Annotated in this window: 23 protein-coding genes and 3 pseudogenes; 11 read left to right on the top strand and 15 right to left on the bottom strand. The window is 53.4% G+C overall.

All coding sequences use genetic code 11. The features are described 5' to 3' along the window. Positions 1-26 precede the first annotated feature (26 nt). From ACK4HN_RS05315 to ACK4HN_RS05295, 5 genes and pseudogenes are all read right to left on the bottom strand, one after another. Positions 27-1,328 carry an MFS transporter gene (locus ACK4HN_RS05315; RefSeq protein ID WP_409868638.1) on the bottom strand — a complete coding sequence of 434 codons (1,302 nt, stop codon included), beginning with the start codon at positions 1,326-1,328 and terminating at the stop codon, positions 27-29. Next, positions 1,325-2,164: a DNA repair protein RecO gene (gene recO, locus ACK4HN_RS05310; RefSeq protein WP_409877323.1), complete on the bottom strand. Its 840-nt coding sequence runs from the start codon at positions 2,162-2,164 to the stop codon at positions 1,325-1,327. The genes ACK4HN_RS05315 and recO overlap by 4 nt, the downstream gene beginning before the upstream one ends. Before the next feature lie 64 nt (positions 2,165-2,228). Beyond that, positions 2,229-2,549: a nucleotidyltransferase family protein gene (locus tag ACK4HN_RS05305; RefSeq protein WP_409877322.1), complete on the bottom strand. Its 321-nt coding sequence runs from the start codon at positions 2,547-2,549 to the stop codon at positions 2,229-2,231. Then, positions 2,546-2,824, bottom strand: a pseudogene (locus tag ACK4HN_RS05300) (nucleotidyltransferase substrate binding protein); the annotation flags it as partial. The gene ACK4HN_RS05305 and the pseudogene ACK4HN_RS05300, both read right to left, overlap by 4 nt. A 16-nt stretch (positions 2,825-2,840) precedes the next feature. Beyond that, on the bottom strand, positions 2,841-4,367 hold the full coding sequence (locus tag ACK4HN_RS05295; protein ID WP_409868641.1) for a UbiD family decarboxylase: 1,527 nt from the start codon (positions 4,365-4,367) through the stop codon (positions 2,841-2,843). A gap of 64 nt (positions 4,368-4,431) precedes the next feature. Here ACK4HN_RS05295 and lpxA point away from each other — a divergent pair, with 64 nt between their 5' ends. Genes lpxA through ACK4HN_RS05280 form a run of 3 tightly spaced genes read left to right on the top strand, consistent with a single transcriptional unit; the run spans position 4,432 to position 7,261 of the window. Next, positions 4,432-5,235: an acyl-ACP--UDP-N-acetylglucosamine O-acyltransferase gene (gene lpxA / locus ACK4HN_RS05290; RefSeq protein WP_409868642.1), complete on the top strand. Its 804-nt coding sequence runs from the start codon at positions 4,432-4,434 to the stop codon at positions 5,233-5,235. A gap of 54 nt (positions 5,236-5,289) precedes the next feature. Beyond that, on the top strand, positions 5,290-5,823 hold the full coding sequence (locus tag ACK4HN_RS05285; protein ID WP_409868643.1) for a hypothetical protein: 534 nt from the start codon (positions 5,290-5,292) through the stop codon (positions 5,821-5,823). 7 nt (positions 5,824-5,830) lie between these two features. Beyond that, complete coding sequence (locus tag ACK4HN_RS05280) at positions 5,831-7,261, top strand: serine/threonine-protein kinase (protein ID WP_409868644.1); 1,431 nt, start codon at positions 5,831-5,833, stop codon at positions 7,259-7,261. A 7-nt stretch (positions 7,262-7,268) separates the two neighbouring features. Here ACK4HN_RS05280 and ACK4HN_RS05275 read toward each other — a convergent pair whose 3' ends face one another. Further along, positions 7,269-7,967, bottom strand: a complete 699-nt coding sequence (locus tag ACK4HN_RS05275) for a DUF1995 family protein (RefSeq protein WP_409868645.1) — start codon at positions 7,965-7,967, stop codon at positions 7,269-7,271. A 6-nt stretch (positions 7,968-7,973) separates the two neighbouring features. Then, the gene (locus tag ACK4HN_RS05270; RefSeq protein WP_409868646.1) at positions 7,974-8,303 is read right to left on the bottom strand and encodes an Hpt domain-containing protein; all 330 of its coding nucleotides are present in this window, start codon (positions 8,301-8,303) and stop codon (positions 7,974-7,976) included. Between the two features lie 202 nt (positions 8,304-8,505). On the opposite strand from ACK4HN_RS05270, the gene argC reads away from it, so the two are divergent. Next, positions 8,506-9,558: an N-acetyl-gamma-glutamyl-phosphate reductase gene (gene argC, locus ACK4HN_RS05265; protein WP_409851110.1), complete on the top strand. Its 1,053-nt coding sequence runs from the start codon at positions 8,506-8,508 to the stop codon at positions 9,556-9,558. A gap of 3 nt (positions 9,559-9,561) precedes the next feature. Here argC and ACK4HN_RS05260 read toward each other — a convergent pair whose 3' ends face one another. The 3 genes from ACK4HN_RS05260 to hemH all read right to left on the bottom strand — a co-directional run bounded on the left by ACK4HN_RS05260 (position 9,562) and on the right by hemH (position 11,283). After that, positions 9,562-9,732 (bottom strand): hypothetical protein, encoded by a 171-nt coding sequence (locus tag ACK4HN_RS05260; RefSeq protein ID WP_409868647.1) that lies wholly within the window; start codon positions 9,730-9,732, stop codon positions 9,562-9,564. Beyond that, the gene (locus ACK4HN_RS05255; protein WP_409868648.1) at positions 9,732-10,022 is read right to left on the bottom strand and encodes a hypothetical protein; all 291 of its coding nucleotides are present in this window, start codon (positions 10,020-10,022) and stop codon (positions 9,732-9,734) included. Before ACK4HN_RS05255 ends, ACK4HN_RS05260 begins: the two co-directional genes overlap by 1 nt. A gap of 94 nt (positions 10,023-10,116) precedes the next feature. Beyond that, positions 10,117-11,283 carry a ferrochelatase gene (hemH, locus tag ACK4HN_RS05250; protein WP_409868649.1) on the bottom strand — a complete coding sequence of 389 codons (1,167 nt, stop codon included), beginning with the start codon at positions 11,281-11,283 and terminating at the stop codon, positions 10,117-10,119. 120 nt (positions 11,284-11,403) lie between these two features. On the opposite strand from hemH, the gene ACK4HN_RS05245 reads away from it, so the two are divergent. The 3 genes from ACK4HN_RS05245 (at position 11,404) to ACK4HN_RS05235 (ending at position 13,535) form a co-directional block, all read left to right on the top strand. Beyond that, positions 11,404-12,990, top strand: coding sequence for an Hsp70 family protein (locus ACK4HN_RS05245; protein ID WP_409868650.1), 1,587 nt, complete (start codon positions 11,404-11,406; stop codon positions 12,988-12,990). 12 nt (positions 12,991-13,002) lie between these two features. Next, positions 13,003-13,266, top strand: coding sequence for a DUF3146 family protein (locus ACK4HN_RS05240; protein WP_409868651.1), 264 nt, complete (start codon positions 13,003-13,005; stop codon positions 13,264-13,266). Between the two features lie 65 nt (positions 13,267-13,331). Beyond that, complete coding sequence (locus ACK4HN_RS05235; protein ID WP_181494434.1) at positions 13,332-13,535, top strand: hypothetical protein; 204 nt, start codon at positions 13,332-13,334, stop codon at positions 13,533-13,535. On the opposite strand, the pseudogene ACK4HN_RS05230 reads toward ACK4HN_RS05235, so the two are convergent. Continuing rightward, positions 13,513-13,823: pseudogene (locus ACK4HN_RS05230) on the bottom strand (tyrosine-type recombinase/integrase); the annotation flags it as partial. The gene ACK4HN_RS05235 and the pseudogene ACK4HN_RS05230 sit on opposite strands and share 23 nt — an antisense overlap. A 394-nt stretch (positions 13,824-14,217) precedes the next feature. Beyond that, positions 14,218-14,454, bottom strand: a complete 237-nt coding sequence (locus ACK4HN_RS05225) for a bestrophin family ion channel (RefSeq protein WP_409868653.1) — start codon at positions 14,452-14,454, stop codon at positions 14,218-14,220. 374 nt (positions 14,455-14,828) lie between these two features. Between ACK4HN_RS05225 and ACK4HN_RS05220 the strand changes: the two genes are divergently transcribed. Further along, positions 14,829-15,038, top strand: a complete 210-nt coding sequence (locus tag ACK4HN_RS05220; RefSeq protein ID WP_126987406.1) for a chlorophyll a/b-binding protein — start codon at positions 14,829-14,831, stop codon at positions 15,036-15,038. 385 nt (positions 15,039-15,423) lie between these two features. Here ACK4HN_RS05220 and ACK4HN_RS05215 read toward each other — a convergent pair whose 3' ends face one another. Next, positions 15,424-16,707 carry a hypothetical protein gene (locus tag ACK4HN_RS05215; protein WP_409877321.1) on the bottom strand — a complete coding sequence of 428 codons (1,284 nt, stop codon included), beginning with the start codon at positions 16,705-16,707 and terminating at the stop codon, positions 15,424-15,426. A gap of 36 nt (positions 16,708-16,743) precedes the next feature. Further along, positions 16,744-17,772, bottom strand: a complete 1,029-nt coding sequence (galE, locus tag ACK4HN_RS05210; protein WP_409877320.1) for a UDP-glucose 4-epimerase GalE — start codon at positions 17,770-17,772, stop codon at positions 16,744-16,746. 44 nt (positions 17,773-17,816) lie between these two features. On the opposite strand from galE, the gene prfC reads away from it, so the two are divergent. Both prfC and recR read left to right on the top strand, forming a co-directional pair. Then, the gene (gene prfC, locus ACK4HN_RS05205) at positions 17,817-19,442 is read left to right on the top strand and encodes a peptide chain release factor 3 (protein WP_409869776.1); all 1,626 of its coding nucleotides are present in this window, start codon (positions 17,817-17,819) and stop codon (positions 19,440-19,442) included. Between the two features lie 7 nt (positions 19,443-19,449). Beyond that, on the top strand, positions 19,450-20,058 hold the full coding sequence (recR, locus tag ACK4HN_RS05200; RefSeq protein WP_409850338.1) for a recombination mediator RecR: 609 nt from the start codon (positions 19,450-19,452) through the stop codon (positions 20,056-20,058). A gap of 166 nt (positions 20,059-20,224) precedes the next feature. Here recR and ACK4HN_RS05195 read toward each other — a convergent pair. After that, positions 20,225-20,764, bottom strand: a pseudogene (locus ACK4HN_RS05195) (response regulator); the annotation flags it as partial. A gap of 235 nt (positions 20,765-20,999) precedes the next feature. Here ACK4HN_RS05195 and thrS point away from each other — a divergent pair. Further along, positions 21,000-22,817, top strand: coding sequence for a threonine--tRNA ligase (gene thrS / locus ACK4HN_RS05190; RefSeq protein ID WP_409869774.1), 1,818 nt, complete (start codon positions 21,000-21,002; stop codon positions 22,815-22,817). Positions 22,818-22,933 lie beyond the last annotated feature (116 nt).

Here is a 22,933-nt window from a genome sequence, read left to right as displayed (position 1 = left end):
AGCATTTAAGATTTTTTATGGAACTTTTAGGGCAGGTTGCCAGTCACCATGCCGTTGCGATGGCTGAGGGTCATCAGCGTCCCGCCAAGGGCGATCGCCCCCCCCAAGCCGATGAGTACAGGTTGCAGCCCCCACCACGTCTCCGCTAACCCCGCCACTGCCAAGGGTACACTGAGGGCAATATTCACAAGGTTATTTTGCAGCCCAAAAATCGTCCCCCGCTGTTCGGCTGGGGTCATCAGTTGAATTAAGGTTTGCATGGGAATCGCTACAAAGGCGGCAAAGAAGCCCAAACCAATGATGTAACCCATGCTCCAAGCGAAAGAATCGAGACTCAGGGACAGGCCAAGGAACATGCCCCCCATGCCCCAACAGCCAACTAAACCCGACCAGCCATAGGAAAAGCGCTTGCCCAGCGTATTCAACAGCAGTGCTCCTAGGCCGAGGCCACCCGCGGCAGCTGCCAAAAGAAACCCAAATTGATCCGTATCGAGGCGGGGTAAAACTTCTGCAAGGCGCACCACCAACACCGACATGGCTGCCACAATGGCAAAGAGCAGGATAAGTTGCAGCAGGGCAAACCGCAAGGCCGTATATTCCTGCAAAAGTTGCAGTCCTTGGCGCAGTTCTTGCCACACTTGGCGGTAGCGGCTTGGAGTCAGATGGCACTGATCCGCTGGCCGCAGCAGCATCAATAGAAGAGCTGCCCCCCCATAGCAGGCACTGATAAAGACAGCTCCACCCCACTGGGAGTGCCAGTGGCTCGCGAGATTCAATAGCGGCTCACCCGCAGCAAACCCCACCACGAGCGCCGCCATCATGGTTAGGGTATAGAGGGAGTTGGCGGACATCAGATGGGACTTATCCACCAGCAGCGGAATGGCTGCCTGTTCGGCGGGGGCAAAAAACTGGGTTAAGCAGGAGATGGCAAAAGTAATGAGCAGCAGTGCCATAAACCCAACCCATTGGCCGGCGCCAAGGAGAATCGTGATTGGAATCCCTAAGACAAGGAGGGCGCGGTAGAGATTGGTTACAATCAGCACCTGTTTTTTTGACCAGCGATCCACCAGCACCCCCGCCACCGATCCGAGGAGAATGGCCGGAATCGTAAAGGCGACCATGATTGCTGACACCCAACCACTAATGCTCTGGTTTGCCGCTTGGAAAAACTCCGTAGTGAGGGCAATGACAAACACAAGGTAAATTTTGTCAGCCAACTGCGAGCAAACCTGCGCCAACCAAAGAGCAATAAAATTGCGGTTTTGCCAGAGGGGAGGCACAGGCGGTAGGGGGAGATCCAAGCGAATGTCTTGCTGCTCAATGGTCATGGCTGGGACACCGCAACAGGTGAAAAACAGCTATCAAGGAGGGGGGGCACCCGCAACGTTTGCTCAAGATGAAATTGCAGGTACTGGCGTAAGACCCGCTCAAGGGAAAGCCAAACACTGAGGGGATAGGCCTCGGCTTGGGTGAGGAATTCATCCCGTGCTAGGGATTGCGTTGTGGGCATCGCCAGCCATTGTCCCAAACGAACTTCACTGGCTGTTAGTTGGCGATCGCCGGAGATACCTGCAAGAGAATCATTCCCCACTGTGTGCTGTGCCTTGATCGTAAAAACACCGCCGCTGGCAAAACTAAAGCCCACTCGCCAGTCGGTATCCGCCGCAGGGACAGTAATCTTACAACTACTGTCATGGCATTGGTACCATTGCGGGGCAATCCCCCCCAAACGCAGAATGCCACAGAGGCCGCGCACCAATAGGGCTAGGGCAGCGCGACTGGAAACCCCCTGAAGCTGATCCAACGTGGCACAGAGCCAATCAAAGAGAGTGGGGTGGGGTTGCTGCGGCTGGACTTGGTAGAGTACGACTTCGCCGAGATATTGGGCAGCCGTTAGGGTGGTCAGGTGGCTATTGAGGCCTTGGTATGTGGCTACTGTTTCTGCTTGGAGAATGCGATCTAGATTGCGCCCAGGGCTAATAAAGAGGTCATTGACGACGAACAAATCTACCCGCCCGCCCAGTTTTGAGCGGAAGCTACGGCTATGGGGTGCCACTAATTTCAACAGCCCGCGATCGCGACTAAAGACACTGAGCAGGCGATCGCTTTCCCCTAAGGGCATGGCCTTGAGGTTAATGCCAATAGTGCGGTAGGTGCGACCCATCCCAAGTATCCAGACAATAGCGGCAGATTGTTCGCCTATCTTTTAGCCTATCGCGGCCAGTCCCCTAAACACTGATCAACTTGTCGCGGGCAAACCATTCCACTCCATGCTGGTTGATTTGCTCCCGCAGGACTGCATTCTCAATGCTGTGATAAACGAGGAGAACCACCCGTTGGGCAATGGGCAGTTCGGCGATCGCCTCAGCAAGGGCAGCTTGATCACTAAGGGTGAGGTTCTCGCCAAAGAGGGCAATATCAATATCTGACGTTGTTCTGAAGGCACCGATCGCCCGTGAGCCAAAGAGGACGATTCGTTCTACCTTGGGATTGGCCGTTAGCGTGTCAATGATGGCTTTGCGTTTTTCTGGCGTGAGTCCGTCCATCATTGCTGATATTTTTCCTGCAAGCAGTTGTACAGTGCCCGCAACACAGGCGTAAACCTGTCTTTAATCAGTCGTTCCGCCTCCTTTGCCGTTTGCTCTTCGTCGGGATGGCTCAATAGATTGCGCTTTGCCAAGGCATCTAGCAGTGTCTCCGTGTCTTCCTCGGTGACATAGCCCGTCTCAAAGGCCTTGCGAATCGCTTCTCTGGGGGTGTTCACATCCAGCCCCTCGCAGAAAAGAAAGTCTTTCAACATTTTCCACGCTAGTTCAAGGGTGAATTCAAACTTTTTCCGATTATCGCCAACGAAAGGCTGGGTCTAGCTCATAGCCAAACCGCGTCGCATCTACGGCTGTTAAGTCAATATCGCCAAGGCCATATTCCTGCCAGCGTTCTGTGACTCGCCGTGCCACCTCAGGATCAGAAGTCAGCGGATCGCCCCAAGGATGGTCTGTTTCTGGGGGAATTTTCGTGGTGGCATCAATGCCCATGCGTCCCCCAAGGCCGATTTTTTCACTGGCAAAATCAAGGGAGTCAAAGGGGGTATCTCCCAAAATAAACACATCGCGGCTGGGATCCACTTTGGAGCTAATCGCCCACACCACCTGACGCGGATCGCGGATATTGATCTCTTTGTCCACCACAATCACAAACTTGGTGTAGGTAAATTGGGGCAGGGCACTCCAAAAGGCAAGGGCAGCGCGGCGGGCTTGGCCGGGATAGGCTTTGTCAATGGAAATAATTGCTGCCTTATAACTGAGGGCTTCCATGGGCAAAAAGAAGTCCACAATCTCCGGTACCTGCTGCCGCAAAATCGGGGTGTAAATGCGGTTAAGGGCAAGGGCAATCATGGCCTCTTCCTTGGGGGGGCGACCACTAAAGGTTGTGAGATAGATGGGATTGCGGCGATGGGTGAGACAGTGGAAATGAATCACTGGCGAATCTTCCACACCACCGTAGTAGCCCATGTGATCCCCGCAGGGGCCATCGGGCAAGACTTCACCGGGGGTAATCGTGCCTTCTAGGACAAATTCCGACTGTGCGGGCACCTCCAGATCAACGGTTTTGCACTTCGCCAAGTGGATGCCGCCCCCACCATAAAGCCCAGCAAAGAGCCATTCGGATAAATCCACGGGAATCGGTGTTGCTGCCGCCATGATGATCAGGGGATGCACGCCGATGGCCACCGCCACTTCTAACTTTTTGCCATGGGCAGCCGCTTTACGGAGATGGCGGGCGCCGCCCCGCACTGAGAGCCAATGCACGGTCATCGTGGTTGGGGATTGCAGTTGCAAGCGGTAAACCCCCACGTTGGGAATGCCCGTCTCACAGTCTTTGGTAATGACCAAACCCAGGGTAATAATTTTGCCCGCGTCCTTTGGGTAGGCGCGAATCAGGGGCAGTTGCCGTAAATCCAAATCGGGAGCCTTGATCACCATCTGCTGACAGGGGGGCAATAGCTCCCGACTCGGCTTGGCACGGATGACATCAAAAAGAATTTTGCCAAAATCAAGGGCTTGACTCAGGGTTTTGGGCGGCTTGGGTTGCTGCAGCTTGGCTAACTTTTCACCGAGAGCCTCCAATTCTAAGGGATGGTTCATGTTCATGGCCCAACACACCCGCTCGACGGTGCCCAAGAGGTTAATGGCCACGGGATAGGGGGAGCCAATGACATTTTCAAAGAGCAACGCTGGTCCGCCGGCAGCCAACAGGCGGTTACAGATTTCCGCCATCTCCAGATCCGGATCAACAGGTACAGTGATGCGGCGCAGTTGTTGCCGCTGTTCTAAAAGCTGGAGATATTGCCGCAGGTCGTTCGTCATTGGGGATCAAAATCGCTTAATCTCTTTTATGTTAAGAAGGTTTAGCCCAGCGTGCAGGAATGTCATGGCGGTTCATCCCACAGCAGTGATTGAGGCGGGTGCCCGCATTGGGGAAGAAGTGGAGATTGGTCCTTTTTGCTATGTGGCAGCCACGGTGGAGATTGGTCGCGGTACGCAGTTGGCTCCCCATGTCACCCTGTTGGGATATACCCGCCTTGGCGAAAATTGCAAAGTGCATAGTGGGGCGGTGATTGGCGATCTGCCCCAAGATGTGGCTTATCAAGGGGGGATTAGTTATGTTCACATTGGCGATCGCTGTACGTTGCGCGAGGGCGTGACAATTCATCGGGGAACCCAACCAGAAACCGTCACCCATGTCGGGCATGATTGTCTGCTGATGGCCCACAGTCATTTAGGGCACAATGTTTATGTAGGAAACCATGTGACGATCGCCAATAACACCTTGATTGCTGGGTATGCCCATGTGGGCGATCGCGCCTTTATCAGCGGTAACTGCCTTGTGCATCAATTTACCCGTATTGGTCGCTTGGCCATGCTCGCCGGCGGCACTGCCATTCAAAAAGATGTGCCCCCCTTTTGTATGACCCGTAGTCTGAGTACCAATACGATCATGGGCTTAAATGTCGTGGGTTTACGGCGAGCGGGCTTTTCGGCTCAAGAGCGACAGCTTTTGAAGAAGGCCTTAGATATTCTCTACCGCTCCCAATTCACCACTTCCCAAGCCGTGCAGCACCTGCGGGAACAGTTTGTCCATCCCTTGATTCAAGAGTTTTGCGACTTTATTAGTGCCTCCGAGCGGGGCATTTGCCACTTTGTCCGCCGCGGGGAAGGGGGTGATCTATCCTGAGGAGGATCAACGTTTTGGGTACGATCGCCCAACAGAGGCTTGCCCCTATTCCCCATGGCTGAAGTGCTGTTATTATCCCTGATGAGCAGTAGCCTCGGTGTGTCAGCACTGCTTTACTACCAGTGGTGGGGCTGGCAAGAGCAACTTAGCCAACAACGTGATGAAGAAGAGGAACAGTTGACGACCTACCCTTCCAAAGAAGAACAGCGTCAAGTTTCCCCCAAGCTGGGAGGTTGGGAATTTAAAATCCTGCGATCGCGCCGCAACCAATTTCATGACCCCAATGTCCTGCGCAAAGTCTGCCAAGAGGAAGCCCAAGGGGGTTGGATTTTATTTGAGAAGCTCGACGATCGCCGATTGCGCTTTAAGCGCCCCATGGCACTACGGGACAAAATCAAGCCCACTGCCAACTACGATCCCTACCGCAGCTACTATGGGTCTCGGTTTGAATGGGAATCTTTGTTGTCCGTGATACTCTTGATGATGATGGCAACCTTACCTGCCTATTTGGGCTATCGCTTGGTGATTCTCACTCAACGGGCAACGCCCCTCTCCTCTTCCCCACCCTCTGCCCCATTGCATCCCTAAGGTGTCTATGTCCTCCCTCAGTTTGCTTAGTGTGGGCACAACCCTCCAAGGGGGCAAGTATCGCCTCGATGCCCTTTTAAGTCAGGGGGGCTTTGGTGTCACCTATCGCGCAACCCACACGCTGCTCCATCAGCCAGTAGTGCTCAAAACATTGAACCTGCAGCAGGAACCCCCTAAGCGCATTCATGATCTGGGGGAACGGTTTATCCAAGAAGCGCAGCGCCTTGCCCAGTTTCATCATCCCCACATTGTGCGTGTCAGTGATTGCTTTATTGAGGGGGGGCGTCCCTTCATTGTCATGGACTATATCCCCGGTCGAACATTGGCGCAGGTGATTCAGGAGCAAGGCCCCCTACCAGAAAAAACAGCGCTGCACTATATTCGCCAAGTGGCCAGTGCCCTTGAATTAGTCCATGAGCACGGGCTGCTGCACCGCGATGTTAAGCCCGACAATATCATGCTGCGGGACGGCACCGATCAGGTGGTGCTGATTGACTTTGGCATTGCCCGTGAATACACCGCTGGGGTCACGGAAACAAATACGGGACTGCTCTCAGCAGGGTATGCGCCAGTGGAACAGTATTTACCCCGCCACCAATGGACGCCAGCAACGGATGTCTATGCTCTGGCGGCAACGCTCTATGCCCTCTTGGCGGGACGCCCCCCTGTGGCTTCGATTTTGCGCGATCGCGTGCCTCTCGAGGACTTACGACTATTCCAGCCCAATCTCAGTCAGCGCACCATTGATGCCATTGAAGCAGGGATGGCTTTGGATGTCCGCGAACGTCCCCAAACGGTGCGGGCGTGGCTGCAACTGCTCATGGGGCAGTCCGTGGCGCGTCAAACCACAGCCACCGTAGCGGTGATGCCGCAACACCGATCTACTATTTTGGCAAATACCCAAGCGGAGGGGACAGCCGTCGTCGCTCCCCCCAAACAACGCAGTTTTTCGCCGTGGCTATGGCTATTGGGAACAGCCATCTTTGGTAGCTTGGCGGGCGTTGGCCTAGGGCTATTTCTACGCAATCAACCCGTGGACACCGTCACCCCTCCTCCGCTGCGTCCTCAGGAGCAGGAATTTCCACCCACCTTGCCCACCGTTGTGCCACCCGTAGAGGTGACGCCCACCCCCACTCCGACACCGACCCCAGAGCCGGAACCCACTCCTACGGAACCGACGCCTAGCCCAGAGCCGACAGAAACGCCCACCCCTAGCCCGAGTCCTGAGGAGGCATCCCCAGAGCCAACACCGACCCCGTCTCCAACCCCCCCCCAGTCCCCAAAGCCCCCAAGGAGCGCAGAGCCTCCCGTCGCCCCCCCCACCACCGTTGAACCCTCGCCACTGCCACCTACCCCCTCACCGCCACCGACAGACGCAATGCCTGAAGTGACACCCCCGCCAGTCAGTAACAGTCACACTGAACCGAGCACCCCTTAGGGATGGGCTAATTCTGAAGTGCTCGCAAAAAGGCACCTAAGCGACTAAACACTCCCCGCCCATGGGGTTTCCCTTGGGGGATCAGGGCACGCTCAATGTCTTCCCTACTGGGGCGTTGCTCAAATTCTGCAAGACAGGTGGGAGCTGTTTCACCGTATTGCCAGATTTGCCAAGGTTGCGGATAACAACGCCAGAGAATGATGGTTTCTGCAAGGGGACGCAGGTAATAGCAGGGTTCGAGGGTGTTCAAGAAACGCTCCCGTAACCGCCGACCGGCGTAGCCAATGCCAACGACGGCCACATCCTGCAGCCTTGGGTTCAAGAGAATAAAGGGGCGATCGCCCGCCGTTTCACACATCTGCTCAATGGCATTGACTTCTACAGGAGTTGGGGCAACGATGACAATGGCGCGATCGCTCGCTTCTATCGGTGTCAGTAATTCATTCACGCCCCGTACACCATAGGCGGTTTCACCCCATTCGCGACGGGCAAGGGCGGCAGAGCCGGCATCGGCAAAAAAGACCTTGAGATTAGAACCGAGTTCTGCAAAGAGGGGAAGGTAGCCAGCGGCAAAGGCCATCACATTGAGATCCGGCAGCAAGATCTCAATTTGCAAGCGATTTTTACCCGCTTGCAGCGCCGCTTGGGTGGCCTGTTGGGCTTGGCTGAAGGCCATTTCAAGGCTATCGGGAGGCAAAATTGCCATAAAAACTTAAGCTGAGATTTCCTTGACAACGTCAGAAAATAAGCGCTTTAAATCTGCAACAAGGGTTGCCGCTTGGGCAAGAGTTTCCGGCGTGGTGGACTGTTCTAGCTGAGCAGCAATAGTTTGCATCGCCGTAATGCCGACATTACCACTGGCTCCCTTGAGATGGTGGGCATCCCGCTTAATTTGCTCAATGTTGCCTTGATTGACAGCATTGGCCAATGTCTGGAGGCGCTCTTGGGCATCCGCAACAAAAGTTTGCAGCAATTCCAATTCAAACTCGCGATCGCCCCCCGAAAGGGTGGCAAGATAATCCCAGTCAATCGGCGATGTCATCAACTCATTATTCCCGACAGGTTCTTCGTCGCTATTGTAGCCTGTTCTAGGGCAGGCCATTCAAGGATTAGCGGAGAAAACGTAGGGCAAATTTGTAATAATTCTTAACTTCTTCAGCAAGGTTTGCCCCCTTGGCGAAACAAGGGATTCAATGGCACTATCGCAGTGGTTAGGCCAACAACAGCGGCAACATCGAGGAACTATGGGCGATCGCGTGACGGTGGGGATTGTGGGAGCCTCTGGCTATGGGGGCGTCCAACTGGTGCGTTTACTCCTTGAGCATCCGCAAGTGGAGATTACCTACCTTGGTGGCGAGGGGAGTGCCGGTCGCCCCTACACGGAGCTATATCCCCATTTGCAAGGACGGGTGAACCTCACGGTGGAACCCGTATCCGTGGAGGTGATTCGCGATCGCGCTGAAGTGGTGTTTCTCTCGCTGCCCAATGGCCTTGCCTGTAAACTGGCGCCGCAACTCCTTGAGGGCGGCTGTAAGGTGTTGGATCTCTCGGCAGACTATCGCTTTCGCGACTTGAAGACCTACACCCAGTGGTACGGTGAACCTAGGGAAGATACAGCTACGGCTCAAAAAGCCGTCTATGGGTTACCAGAACTCTATCGCGATCGCATTCGCCAAAGTTCCCTCATTGGCTGTCCCGGCTGTTATCCCACCGCTAGTTTGCTGGCCTTGGCACCCCTGATGAAGCAGGGTCTGATTGAACCGAACACGGCGATTATTGATGCTAAGTCTGGTACCTCCGGCGGCGGACGTCAGGGCAAAATCAATCTCCTCCTTGCGGAAGCCGACAACTCCCTTGCTGCTTACAATGTGGCGCGCCACCGTCACACTCCAGAAATTGAAGCCATCTGTAGTGACTTGGCGGGTCAAAGTGTTCTCGTGCAGTTTACGCCCCACCTTGTGCCCATGCCGCGGGGGATTTTGGCCACCGTCTATGCCACGCTACGGGATCCGGGGCTGGTGCGGGAGGATTTGATCACGATTTATCAAGCTTTTTATCGCCATTCCCCTTGGGTCAATATCCTGCCCCCCGGTCTCTATCCACAGACTAAATGGGCTTGGGGTACTAATGCCTGTTTTATTGGCATTGAGGTAGATGAGCGCACTGGACGCATTATTGTCATGTCCGCCATTGATAACCTGATGAAGGGACAGGCCTCCCAAGCCGTGCAGTGTTTGAATTTAATGATGGGCTGGCCAGAGACGATGGGCTTACCCCAAGTGGCCTTTTATCCCTAGGACTTAGGTCTCATCCTGTTCGACCAAGGGTAAGCGATCGCGCTGTAACAGCTCAGTGCTACTTGCACTCAAGGATAACCCCATCTGCCATAATCCTTGTCCTAGGCACAAAGCCGCCAAAAAGGGAGCGGTACTCAGGCTTAACAGTAGCGTTGTCGGGGTCAAGCGAGCCATTAGAACTCATCACTATCTGAACTCTCCGCATCCTCCTCAGGAGGAACATTGGCAAAGAGTAAGTCTCGTGATTTCTTCAGTTGCTTCCAAAGCGCCTTAATTTGATGGTAGGCCTCCTCGGAGCTAATCTTACCGCTCGTTTCCAGACCACAGATATAGCTCACCCGCTGAGCAAATTCCTGCAAATTGGCATTAAAGGCCAAGTTTTGTGGCGTAAATGCACCATGGTAGCGGCTGGTGGGGAAGAGGAATTTTTCTTTGTCAAATTCCAGTTTGGGCGATTCGGACACAGGTGTAGCCCTTTGCCAGTGAGATTACTCCCTATTTTATCGAAAACTTTAAGATTCCTGTCGGCCGGGAGCCGCAATTTTTCTCGGAATTTTTTCAAAGTAGTCCCAACATGTGCAGTGGGCCTTGGCCGCTAATCAACTCAATGATCAAGGCTAAAAAACCGAGCATTGCCAAGCGCCCATTCCAGCGTTCAGCAGCGGAGGTCATGCCCCATTCCCAGCGTTCTTGAGGATAGAGCTTCACCCGCTTGCGGGACTTATTTACTTCAGCAAAGGTGCGCGGTGGTGCGGCAAGAGCGTCCTTCACCAGTTGGGCAAGGGCACTAATAAAGCCACTGTGGTCGTTGAGGGCAGGCACGCGCCGAAACACTTCAATCCCCGCTTTCTCAGCCAGCTCGCGGTACTCGATGTCAATTTCTTGGAGGGTTTCAATGTGCTCTGAAATGAAACTAATGGGCACTACAACAAGGGTTTTCACCCCTTGGGCGGCTAATTTGGGAATGACATCTTCAGTATAGGGTTGCAACCACTCCACAGGCCCTACGCGACTTTGGTAGGCCAGCACATGGGCATTGGGACGATTCAGGGCGGCCATGATCAGCCGCACGCAGGCCTCAATTTCTTCTTGGTAGGGATCGCCCGCTTCGGTGACATAGCTTTTGGGAACGCCGTGGGCGCTAAAGAAAATCACTGCCTCATCGGGGTTGGGACATTGGTCTAATTCTTGGCGAATCAAGTCCGCCATAGCCGCCACATAGCCGGGGTGGTTGTACCAAGAGGGGATCAGCGTATAGCGAATTTTTTGCAATTCAGGGTCTTGATTCCACAGGCTCTCTAGGAGGCGAAAACTGGAGCCACTGGTGCTAATGGAAAACTGGGGGTAAAGGGGCAAAATTACCAGCTCGCGAATGCGATCCGCTTTGATTTGGGCGATCGCCTCTTCCGTAAAAGGATGCCAGTAGCGCATGCCAATGTAGAGATTGGCCTCAATACCAATGCGGTTTAGAGCATCCTTCAGGGCATGGGCTTGTTGTTCGGTAATCCGCCGCAGGGGAGAACCACCACCAATTTGGGCGTAATTGGCTTGGGAGCGACGGGCGCGACTCGTGGAGATAAACCAAGCAAGGGGCTTTTGCAGCCAGCGGAAGGGCAAGCGAATAATTTCGGGATCCGAGAACAGGTTGTACAAAAAGGGGCGCACATCCTCGGGGCGATCCGGTCCCCCCAAATTGAGAAGTAGTACACCTGTTTGGCTCGCCATTCCCAAAATCACCTAAATCTTTTCGCGATCGCTTTCTTATTGTGACATACTCTCAGGGTCTCAGAGGGAGAAAATCTCGGTAAGGTAAGGATTAGAGAATGCTGTTGGTGTGTTCAAACGGTGACCTACGCAATTGATTTTGGAACCAGTAATACCTTAATTGCGCGCTGGAATGAGGCCACCCAAGCAGCGGAAGCAGTAGCCCTTTCGGGTCTGTCGGTGGGGTTTGGGGAGGTACCTGCCCTCATTCCTAGCTTGGCCTATGTGGCGGATGCCAGTGTCCCCCTTGTGGTGGTAGGACAGCAGGTGCGCGATCGCGGGTTTGATGTGGCGGGCGATCGCCGCTTTTTCTCGCGGTTCAAGCGCGGTATTGGCGCTACGGTACAGGGCTATTTACCGGCGCTGGATGGTTGTTCTTTGAGCTTTGAAACCATTGGCACATGGTTTTTGCAAGCGCTGTTGAAAGAACTAAAACACACTAGCGGCGGCGATGTCGAGCAGGGGTTGATTTTCACAGTGCCGGTAGATAGCTTTGAAACCTATCGCAGTTGGCTGTTGCAGGTGTGTGAGGGGTTTGCCATTCAGCAGATTCGCCTCTTGGATGAACCCACGGCTGCGGCTTTGGGCTATGGTGTGGCCGATCGCCCGCTGATTTTGGTGATTGATTTTGGCGGCGGCACCCTCGATCTCTCCCTTGTGGAACTCAAGACCGATCAACGCCAAAGCCGTCCCTTGGGATTTATTCTCAAGTGGGGCGATCGGGCCTCGAGCCACAACCAACGGCCTCGCACAGCGCGGGTGATTGCCAAAGCAGGCTTGAATTTAGGGGGCACCGATATTGACCACTGGATTGTGGATGAGTGGGTGAAGCGGGGGATGACCGCCAATAGCCTGCTGCTGCGCCTTGCTGAGCGCTTAAAAATTCAACTCTCACAGCAGCCCTACGCCCAACAGGTGTACTTTGACAGCGAAACCTTCACCACCTTTGAACTGCGTCTCGAACGGCTCGAACTGGAGGAGATTCTCCGCCAGCGGCAGTTTTTTCAACGCCTCGATGATGCCCTCACCCAAGTGCTACAACAGGCACGCCGCCAAGGAATCACCCCTGACACAATTGATGCGGTGCTGTTGGTGGGGGGAACCACACAAATTCCAGCGGTGCAAAAATGGGTGGCTGAGTATTTTGACGCCACAAAGATCAACGGCCAACAGCCCTTTACAGCGGTGGTCATGGGTGCTTTGGCAGTAACCCAAGGGCTGGATCTCAAGGATTTTCTCTACCACAGCTACGGCATTCGCTTTTGGGATGCGAAGCTCAACCGTCATGGCTGGCAGCCGATTATCCAGCGGGGACAACCCTACCCCATGGGCGAACCGGTGGAGTTAATTTTAGGCGCCTCGACGGAGGGACAACCCAGTATTGAACTGGTGATTGGCGAACTGGGGGATGAGCAAGGGGGTGTGGAGATCTTTTTTGATGGCGATCGCCTAATTACCCGCAGTGCCGGTGAACGCACCGTGCAACCCCTCAATGACACCCCCCAAGGCAAAACCCTTGCCAAGCTGGATCCCCCTGGCTATCCGGGGAGCGATCGCATTCGGGTTCTCTTTCAAGTGGATAGCAATCGCCAACTGCGGGTCACGGTTGATGACTTGCTGACCCAAGAGCGACTCATCAATAATCAAATCGTCACCCAATTGCGTTGACCGACTGCACCTGTGGCTAGTCCTCTTGTCCCCCAGACCACCGCCCGTGTCCATATCACGACCCAAAGTTGGCAAGAGGGTTACATTCGTGGCCACGTCTGTGCAAGCAACTACCAGTGGGAATTCTGCTGGCAATTCAAGGCGAAAAAACTGCAAATCTCCCCCGCTCTTGGGCGTGCTCTGATCAAAGAACCCTTGGGGCGCTTTCTGGAAACCCAAGACTATCAACTGGAGCCGGGGGGCGACTATGAATTTGTGGTTCGTGCCAAATTATAGGTGCGTTCCTCTGTCCCTAAGCTACAATCAGTGAGGAAACCTGTGCTGATATTGCCAGATTGCCTATGTTCTTGAGCGAATTAGCGCCCCTTGTCAAAGAGTTCAGCCAAAAACCCGTTGCCTTTATGGGCGGCTTTGTCTCTGGCTTGTTGGGGTTGAGCCTTGATCAAAAACCCGTCAGCGATTGGCTCAAACAGTATGGCGACTATCAGCCCCCCAGCCCGCCACCGCCTCCCCCCAGCGACTTCAAGAGCATTCGGATTGACTAAGGACACGAGCCACTGCCTGCCGTTGATCTCGCAGAGTTAGCCAGCGGTGATAGGTTTGGGTGTGAATTGCCACGCTGTGTCCCACATTCGTGCGGCAACCGTATCAGGTAACCCATAGTGAATGGTGCGCACTGCCCACGCATGGCGCAAACCATAGGGGCGAAAGGGCAGGCCATAGCGGCGAAACTGTTGATTTACCCGTTGACCAATGCGTTGTAGGGTTGTTTGGATCAAATCCGTATTGATCCTTGGCAACTGGGGCGATCGCAACCCAAACCCCTCAACCCACTAGGGTGAAAGGTTTACACCTGAGAGCGGCTAACTTTTTTCTGCACCTCGGTTATCCCGCCCGATTTCCTGTAACAAAACCGCTCAAACTGCGAAAGAACACCGCTCCCTTCCTCCATTCATAGTCCTACTAGCGAAAGGTCTTGGGAGTAGGGTGGTGGTAATTGTTTCGCATCCACTAGTTGCACCAACAGTTCGTCCATGTAGGTGAGGTTGATATAGGGACAGGTGCCCTCGACGGTGTTGTTGGTGCAGATAGTCCTCAATCCAAAGCGGAATGCACAAGGGAACGTTTTGTACGGTTTGCAATTCTTTGTACTGGTGGGGCCTCAGCAGCAGTTCTAATTCGGCAAAGGACTCGCTCCGCAGGTGTTGCTTGGTGGCGCGCCCCCGCTCAATGAACAGCGTCAATTTTGCCTTGACGATCTTCTTGGTCATTTTCATCAATAGCAGTCCACATCAACCGCGTTAAACTACGGAAATTGTTGACAATGCTGCCCCATTGGCGGCCTTTCCAAAAACGTTCATAGGCAGTGTTAGTGCGAAAGACCAAGAGCAACCCCAGCACAATCGAAGGGATAAGACTGCCTAGCACAGGCCAGTGGACATTAATGAGGTACAGATCGACCACGGTGACCAGCAGACCAAGCCCGCCGAAAAAGCACCTCTGAGAAAATCGCCGGAATGACAGAGCCACGCAGGCGCAAAGCAAGGGATAACCATTGTGGTGGTTGCAGGAGAAGCTTGGTAATGCTAAAGCGATGCTCCCCTACCTGATGTTTAGGAGCTTGAGAGAGACGGAGAAAAGAGAAGCGACGCATGGTAAGTGGGTAATTTCCACCCCCATCTTTAGCACACTGCTGTCCTAAAACACGCCCAGGCCTAGGGAGAGTGGCTGAAGCAGCCGCAAATCTTAAAAAAATCCGTTAGTCCTTGCCATTCCCCACTAGAAGTGTTAACTTATATTAAGAAAGTAAAACGCTTTGTAACAAACGGAGTACCGATATGAAAGGTGGCAGCATTATTGACGATCAAGGCAAAATGAATAACTTTGCCATTGAACCCAAAATGTACGTGATGAGTGAGCCACAAGCTGGGTTTACTCCCTACGCGGAACTCTTTAATGGTCGCTTGGCGATGATTGGGTTTATCTCCCTATTGGCCTTGGAAGTAATCACGGGTCACGGTCTGATTGGCTTTTTGAATAGCCTCTAGATCTTTCTTGCCCTCTTAGGCATATCAGTTCCTCAGCAGCCCTTGCGCCGTTAGAGAGAACAAAAGTTCATGGAATGGGTCAGCCCAGCCTACCTATCGGGGTGGGCTTTTTCCTTTTGGCATTTTGGGGGATGATTAATGAGTCATTATTGTTTACATTTTGTTGTTGTTGTCGGGCACGTAGCCATGGTATCCTAACCCAAAAATCATTGGCTTAACCTATGCTGCGAGAAAAACTTCGGCGCGTCCTAGGATACTCGACCAAATGCAGTTTCACGTCCTTATAACAAATTAGCCAATCCACGCAGCTTGGAAAATCATCTGAGTGGCGATCGCGGGGGATTTTAAGTGATCACAATCATCGCACAAGAACCGCACCATCCACCTAATTCAAACGCTTCAGTGCCTTCTCTAGCTCACAATCAATTAAGTGATTCAGATGCTTGAAGGGATTGCATTGTAGTTTCTCTTGAGGCAATACTTGGCTCAAGACCTTTTCTAGAGCATTCAGCACTTGTTCCTGTAAATTCTCAATATTGGCGAGTCCAGCAAGTTGATGTAAGACATCATTCCGTTGTTGATAGTAAGCTTCAATTTGCTCAAAACACGCAGCAAGAGCTGACGTTTGGGGCGCATACTGCAAAACTGCCAGCAGTAGATCCCGCGTCACGCTATCAAGGAACAGGCGATCGCCATTTTTGCGCTGGTAGTTCCTGAGGTATTGCCAAAGCCGACCCTGATCGTGGTGTTGCAGTAGGTTCAAGCTCTGGTCTCGATCCCTTGCATCCGTGGTGACGTCAAGCCCTACCTTTTCTTGCACAAAGTATTGCAATAGGTTTTCGTACAAACTCATGGCTAAGATCAGGGCTTCGGCGTAGCGCCCCACCCCAAATAGGCCAACGACTTGAAAGTAAATGTCCCGAAAGAGGGCAGAGCGATTATTCTGCCGCAGTTGGGCAATTTCCTGAAACCACTGCTTATCAATTTCGGTGCAGTAGGGGTTGATGGCATTAAAGGCTTGATCGTAGTTGCGGGCAAGACGATATTTGCCATAGCGGATCAGTGCCAATGCCAAGGGTGCCTCAATGGAGCTATTGCAAAGGGAAATTTCAGCCCCTTGGTAGTTGTAGCTGTCTAATTGCTGTTGAATGACTTGACGGTCTAGCTCTTGGCGAAAGATATTCAAATCGACAGCAAACACTCGCTCTTGACCGGGTCGAATTTCCTCAGGATTGCGTACTTGCCATAAGCGAAGTCGGGGTCGCGTCTCAATGGCCTGGAGAATGCCCCAAGCTGCTTTCATCACTGGGGTGCCAGAAGAACTATTTAGGTCTAGCCAGTCTGTGCTGTCTTGCTGATACTTGGCGAGTTCTAAGGCGCGTTTTGCTTCTTGAACGGCAAGGGCAGGATTAATGGGGTCTGCGGAGAGATCAGGGCTGACGGCTTCTAGGTGGATGGTCTCATCTGGGATTTGCAACTCACTGTGAAGCCAGTCCTTGGTGTCTATCGCCCGTTGTTGAAAATCTTCTGTATAGAGCAATATAACCCTTTTGATGCGCTGCTGCTGGACTAGAAATTTTGCCAGTGAAACAATCGAACCTTCTTGGTTGGTTTTCTCAGAGTAGGGATCCTGATGACCCACAAAAGACAGGAGAATGCTACAGGCCATAGTAACTTGTCCAAGGGGGCTACAGCTTTATATTGCCTACTCTTCAGCCCTTGCCGATCCATGGCGGTGTTGGTGCCATAGCCAAGCGTGCTGAATTATCTGCTCAATATCGGGATACTGGGGCTGCCAGCCTAAGACACGGCGGGCGCGATCGCTATTGGCAATGAGAACTGCGGGGTCTCCCTCTCGGCGATCGCCCTCAAGGACTGGAATCGAGCAACGGGTGACCCTCTGAGCCGTTTCAATAATTTGCCGCACCGAGAAGCCTTGGCCATTCCCCAAGTTAAAAACTTCCGAGTCGCCGCCGCTCAAGAGGTACTTTAATCCCAGCACATGGGCTTGGGCTAAATCCACGACATGGATGTAATCGCGGATGCACGTGCCATCGGCTGTGGGGTAGTCTGTGCCGTAGATAACAACGTGGGGGCGTCGTCCCATGGCCGCTTGTAACACAAGGGGAATTAAGTGGGTTTCTGGATGGTGATCTTCCCCCAACCGAGAGTGGGGATCCGCACCCGCTGCATTAAAGTAACGGAAAATCACCGACTTAAGGCCATAAGCACTGCCTAGATCACCCACCATTTGCTCTACCATCCACTTGGAGCGACCATAGGGATTCATGGGGGCACAAGGGCAAGTTTCCTGAATTGGTACCTCTGGGGGCAAGCCATAGACCGCGGCGGTGGAGGAAAAGACAAAATAGGGGATTTTGGCCGCCACCATCGCCTGCAATAGGGTCAGGGCGCCATGGACATTATTTTGATAAAAGCGATCGGGATACCGTACAGACTCGCCCACTTCAATGTAGGCAGCAAAGTGCATCACTGCCGTCACAGGATAGGTTTGAAAAATCCAATCTAAGAGGGGGCGATCGCCAATGTCACCCACAATGAGTTCTGTTTTGAGAACAGCCTCCACCAAGTCGCGGTGGCCCCGCTCAAGGCTATCTAAAATCAGCACCTGAAAGCCAGCTTGCTGCAGCGCCAAAACGGTATGGCTGCCAACATAGCCCCCGCCCCCAGTGACCAGAATGAGGGGTGAGCGATAATCATTATTAGTTGTCATTAAAGTCTATCTGTTACACTAGGAAAACTGCTACCGATTCTGCCATGACCAGTGACTTGCACTATGAAATCACCCAAGAGGTGAAGCGACGTCGTAATTTTGCCATTATCTCCCACCCGGATGCCGGTAAAACGACGCTGACGGAAAAGTTACTGCTCTACGGTGGAGCCATTCACGAGGCGGGAGCCGTCAAAGCCCGGCGAGCACAGCGGCAAGCCACCTCCGACTGGATGGCCATGGAGCAACAGCGGGGGATTTCAATTACCTCCACGGTCTTGCAGTTTGAGTATCAAGGCTATCAGATTAACCTTTTGGACACCCCTGGCCACCAAGACTTTAGTGAAGATACCTACCGCACCTTGGCAGCGGCTGACAATGCCGTAATGCTTGTGGATGCAGCAAAGGGGCTAGAACCCCAAACCCGCAAGCTCTTTGAGGTGTGCCAACTGCGGGGTCTGCCGATTTTTACCTTTATCAACAAGCTGGATCGCCCAGGGCGGGAACCCCTTGAACTCATTGATGAAATCGAGCAGGAGCTGGGGCTGATTCCCTATCCTGTGAACTGGCCTCTGGGAATGGGCGATCGCTTTCGCGGCGTCTATGATCGCCTGCGGCAGAATTTTCACTTCTTTGAGCGCACCACCCACGGTAGCCGTGCGGCGGCGGAAACCGTCATTTCCCTTGGGGATCCCGCTCTGGATTCCTATATTGAGCCTTACCGCCTAGAATATAACCAACTCAAGGATGAATTGGAACTGCTCGATGGGGTGGGTGCCCAGCTAGACCTCGATCTCGTGCATCAGGGGAAAATGACCCCGGTGTTCTTTGGCAGTGCCATGACCAACTTTGGCGTGCGCCTATTTCTGGAGCACTTTTTGACCTATGCGCTGCCGCCTGTGGCCTACAAGAGCGATCGCGGGGCGATTGATCCAACTCAGGAGCATTTCACTGGCTTTGTGTTTAAGTTGCAGGCCAATATGGATCCGAAACATCGCGATCGCGTTGCCTTTGTGCGGGTCTGTAGCGGCAAGTTTGAAAAGGACATGACCGTGAGCCATGCCCGCACTGGCAAAACCATTCGCCTCTCTCGCCCCCAAAAACTCTTTGCCCAAGGTCGCGAATCCCTTGAGGTTGCCTATGCTGGCGATGTCATTGGGCTGAATAATCCGGGGATGTTTGCCATTGGGGATACCCTTTATGTCGGTCCGAAATTGGAGTATGAGGGCATTCCCTGCTTCTCGCCGGAACTTTTTGCCTATCTGCGCAACCCCAACCCCTCCAAGTTCAAATCCTTCCAAAAGGGGGTGAATGAGCTACGCGAGGAGGGTGCCGTGCAAATCATGTACTCCACCGATGAGTCCAAACGGGAACCCATCCTCGCCGCAGTCGGCCAATTGCAGTTTGAAGTGGTGCAGTTTCGCTTGTTGCATGAATACGGTGTAGAAACTCGTCTTGACCCTCTCCCCTATACGGTTGCGCGCTGGGTACTGGATGGTTGGGAAGCCCTTGAAGCCATCGGCCGCATCTTTAATGCTGTCACCGTCAAAGACAGTTGGGGACGGCCGGTGCTGCTCTTTAAGAACGAGTGGAATCTACAACAGACCATGGCGGATCATCCCAAACTGCGCCTGAGCGCGATCGCCCCCCTTACTGCTGCTGTGCCTGCCTAAGTGTTCCATGAGTAGTGTTTATACCCGTCCTCTGGCGCGTCTGATTGAGCAGTTGCAACGCCTGCCGGGCATTGGCCCAAAAACAGCGCAGCGGCTTGCCCTCCATCTGATCAAGCGACCTGAGGCCGACATTCAAGCCCTAGCGCAAGCCCTCCTTGAGGCCAAACAGCAGGTAGGACTGTGTTCAATCTGTTTTCATCTTTCGGCAGAACGCATTTGTGAGATTTGTGCCTCCCCTGCCCGTGAGGATCACACGATTTGCGTCGTCGCTGACTCCCGCGATGTGATTGCCATCGAAAAAACCCGCGAGTACCACGGCAAGTACCATGTCTTAGGAGGTCTGATTTCTCCCCTTGAGGGCATTACGCCGGAACATCTGCACATCCAGCCCCTAATTCAACGCGCTAGTCAATCCCACGTCCAAGAAGTGATTCTTGCCATTCCTCCCAGTATTGAGGGGGAAACCACCACCCTCTATGTCGGCCAACTTTTACGCCCCTTTGTCAAAGTGACCCGCATTGCTTTTGGCCTACCGGTGGGCGGCGACCTCGACTACGCCGATGAAATGACCCTTGCCCGTGCTCTTGCCGGTCGTCGTGAAATTGAATGGCAGTAGCTTAGTGCCCCCCCTGCAATCGCCGCAATGCTGCCACAACTTGGTGGATGACTCGCTTCAGTTGCTCGACCTCATGGTGTAAGCGTTGGTTTTCAGCTTCCAAAACGGCAAGGCGATTTTCATCCCCACCACTGCCAGTTGCCGCAGGTTGCTGTTGCAGTTGAGCAACTGTTGCTTGGAGTTGAGCAAAGTCATTTGCATTGACAGATTGTGCCTGCAAGGCTTGAATGGCGCCTTCAAGGGCGGCCAGTTTGTCATAGATCGGGCTGAGATCCACAGCAACGGGAGCCGCTACATCCGCAGGTGCTGCCGCTTTAACGGGTCTGGGCTTACGGGCTTTGCGAAAGGCCTCTTGAATTGCTACTTCGAGTTGTTCCTTTTCAAAGGGCTTCTCAATAAATTCAAACCACTCAAAGGGTTCTTGGAGCTTTTCGGTGACTTCTTCCTTGCGCCCCGACATAATGACGAGGGGAATTGCCCCTAAAAGATTTTTTTTCTCCAGTTCCTGATAGACTTCCCAACCGCTTACCCTTGGCAGGAGAAAATCTAGCATGATCAGCATTGGATCAGAGTCCTCGATGAGTTGCAAGCCCTCGCGGCCGTCCTTGGCCTCCAGAATTTCATAGTCGCCCTCTGGCAACATCTCACGGACGCGCATCCGGATTACTTTACTGTCATCAATGACAACAACTTTGCGGTTAGTCACGGAAACACTCCATTCCGATACAAGATTCCTATAGCAAGAGATTGTGAATAGAGGGCGGTAGTGGCATGAGCACTATGTGATTCCAACCTTAGCATAGCCCTGTCTTTGCCAGTTGACCACAGGCGACCCCACCTGCTCCGAAAAAATTGGCTGCCAAGCACCCCCCTTGAGGGCGACAGAATGTCACAATAGAACTCTAGCCTTCATTAAAGATTTGTTAGATACATCACCCCCTATGCCAGAGTCTGCTGCTGCCCCTATCCACCTCCCCAAAACCAGTGAGTCGGACCGGCTTAAGCGTATTCGCCACACCACGTCCCATATCTTGGCCATGGCAGTCCAGAAGCTGTTTCCCAAGGCACAGGTGACGATCGGCCCTTGGATTGAGAATGGGTTTTATTATGATTTTGACCACCCAGAACCCTTCAGCGAGAAAGACCTGAAGCTGATTGAAAAGGAGATGGTCAAGATCATTAAGCGCAAGTTGCCGGTGATCCGCGAGGAAGTGACCCGTGAGGAGGCCGAGCGCCGCATTCGGGAGCTGGGGGAACCCTACAAGCTAGAAATTCTCCAAGACCTCGAGGAGCCAATTACGATTTACCACTTGGGGGATGAGTGGTGGGATCTCTGTGCCGGGCCCCACGTTGAAAATACGGGCGAGATTAACCCCAAGGCGATCGCCCTCGAAAGTGTTGCCGGTGCCTACTGGCGCGGCGATGAAACCAAAGCCCAACTTCAGCGCATCTACGGTACCGCATGGGAAACTCCAGAACAACTGGCGGAATATAAACGCCGCAAAGAAGAAGCCCTCCGCCGCGATCACCGCAAACTGGGCAAAGAACTCGGACTTTTTATCTTTGCAGATCCAGTCGGGCCAGGCCTGCCTCTATGGACACCCAAGGGAACAATCCTGCGCTCAACCTTGGAGGACTTTCTTAAGAAGGAGCAACTCAAGCGCGGTTATCTCCCCGTGGTGACGCCCCACATTGCCCGCGTTGATCTGTTCAAAACCTCTGGCCACTGGCAGAAGTACAAAGAGGATATGTTTCCTCTCATGGCCGAAGATGCCGAGGCCGCAGCCCAGGAGCAGGGATTTGTGCTCAAACCCATGAACTGTCCCTTCCATATTCAAATCTATAAAAGCGAGTTGCGCTCCTACCGCGACTTGCCCCTGCGCTTGGCGGAGTTTGGTACCGTCTATCGCTATGAACAGTCGGGAGAACTGGGGGGTCTAACGCGGGTGCGGGGCTTTACGGTGGATGACTCCCACCTTTTTGTGACGCCCGAGCAGTTGGATGCTGAGTTTCTGAATGTGGTTGATCTGATTCTCTCGGTCTTTCGCTGTCTACGGTTGAATAAATTCAAGGCACGGCTAAGTTTCCGCGACCCCAAATCCGACAAGTACATTGGCTCCGATGAGGCTTGGTCAAAGGCTGAGTCCGCAATTCAGCGAGCTGTGCAACAGTTGGGCATGGAGCACTTTCTGGGGATTGGCGAGGCGGCCTTCTATGGCCCTAAACTGGACTTTATCTTTGAAGATGCCCTGGGTCGGGAGTGGCAGTTGGGAACGGTTCAGGTGGACTACAATTTGCCGGAGCGCTTTGATTTGGAATACGTTGCTGAGGACAATACCCGCCGCCGACCAGTGATGATTCACCGTGCCCCCTTTGGCTCCCTAGAGCGGCTCATTGGCATTCTCATTGAGGAGTATGCGGGAGATTTCCCTTTTTGGTTAGCACCGGAGCAGGTACGCCTGTTGCCTGTGGGGGATGAGCAACGTCCCTATGCCGAACGTGTGGCGGCTCAACTGCGAGAGCAGGGTGTGCGTGTCAGTGTGGATCGCAGTGGCGATCGCCTCGGCAAACAGATTCGCAACGCCGAAACTCAGAAAATTCCCGTCATGGGCATTATCGGTGCCAAGGAAGTCGAAAGCGAGACCGTGAGTATCCGAACCCGTGCAGACGGAGATGTCGGCACCTTCCCCGTTAAGGAACTGATTGAAAAACTTACCTCTGCTATGACTGCGATGAATGCCAATATTCAGTGGCAATAGTGGGCAATTGATCTACAGGATGGTTGACCTCACCTTTAATAGTTTGTCAAAATCAGCGGCAAGTGGTAATCGCGATCGCGTAACGTATCCTGTGGGTAATCGCTTTAATCAATTCT

The sequence above is a fragment of the Thermosynechococcus sp. genome, from assembly GCF_046299655.1.
GTDB lineage: Bacteria > Cyanobacteriota > Cyanobacteriia > Thermosynechococcales > Thermosynechococcaceae > Thermosynechococcus.
The sequence above is the reverse complement of the archived record's forward strand: the minus strand, read 5'-3'. Positions and strand labels throughout refer to the sequence as shown.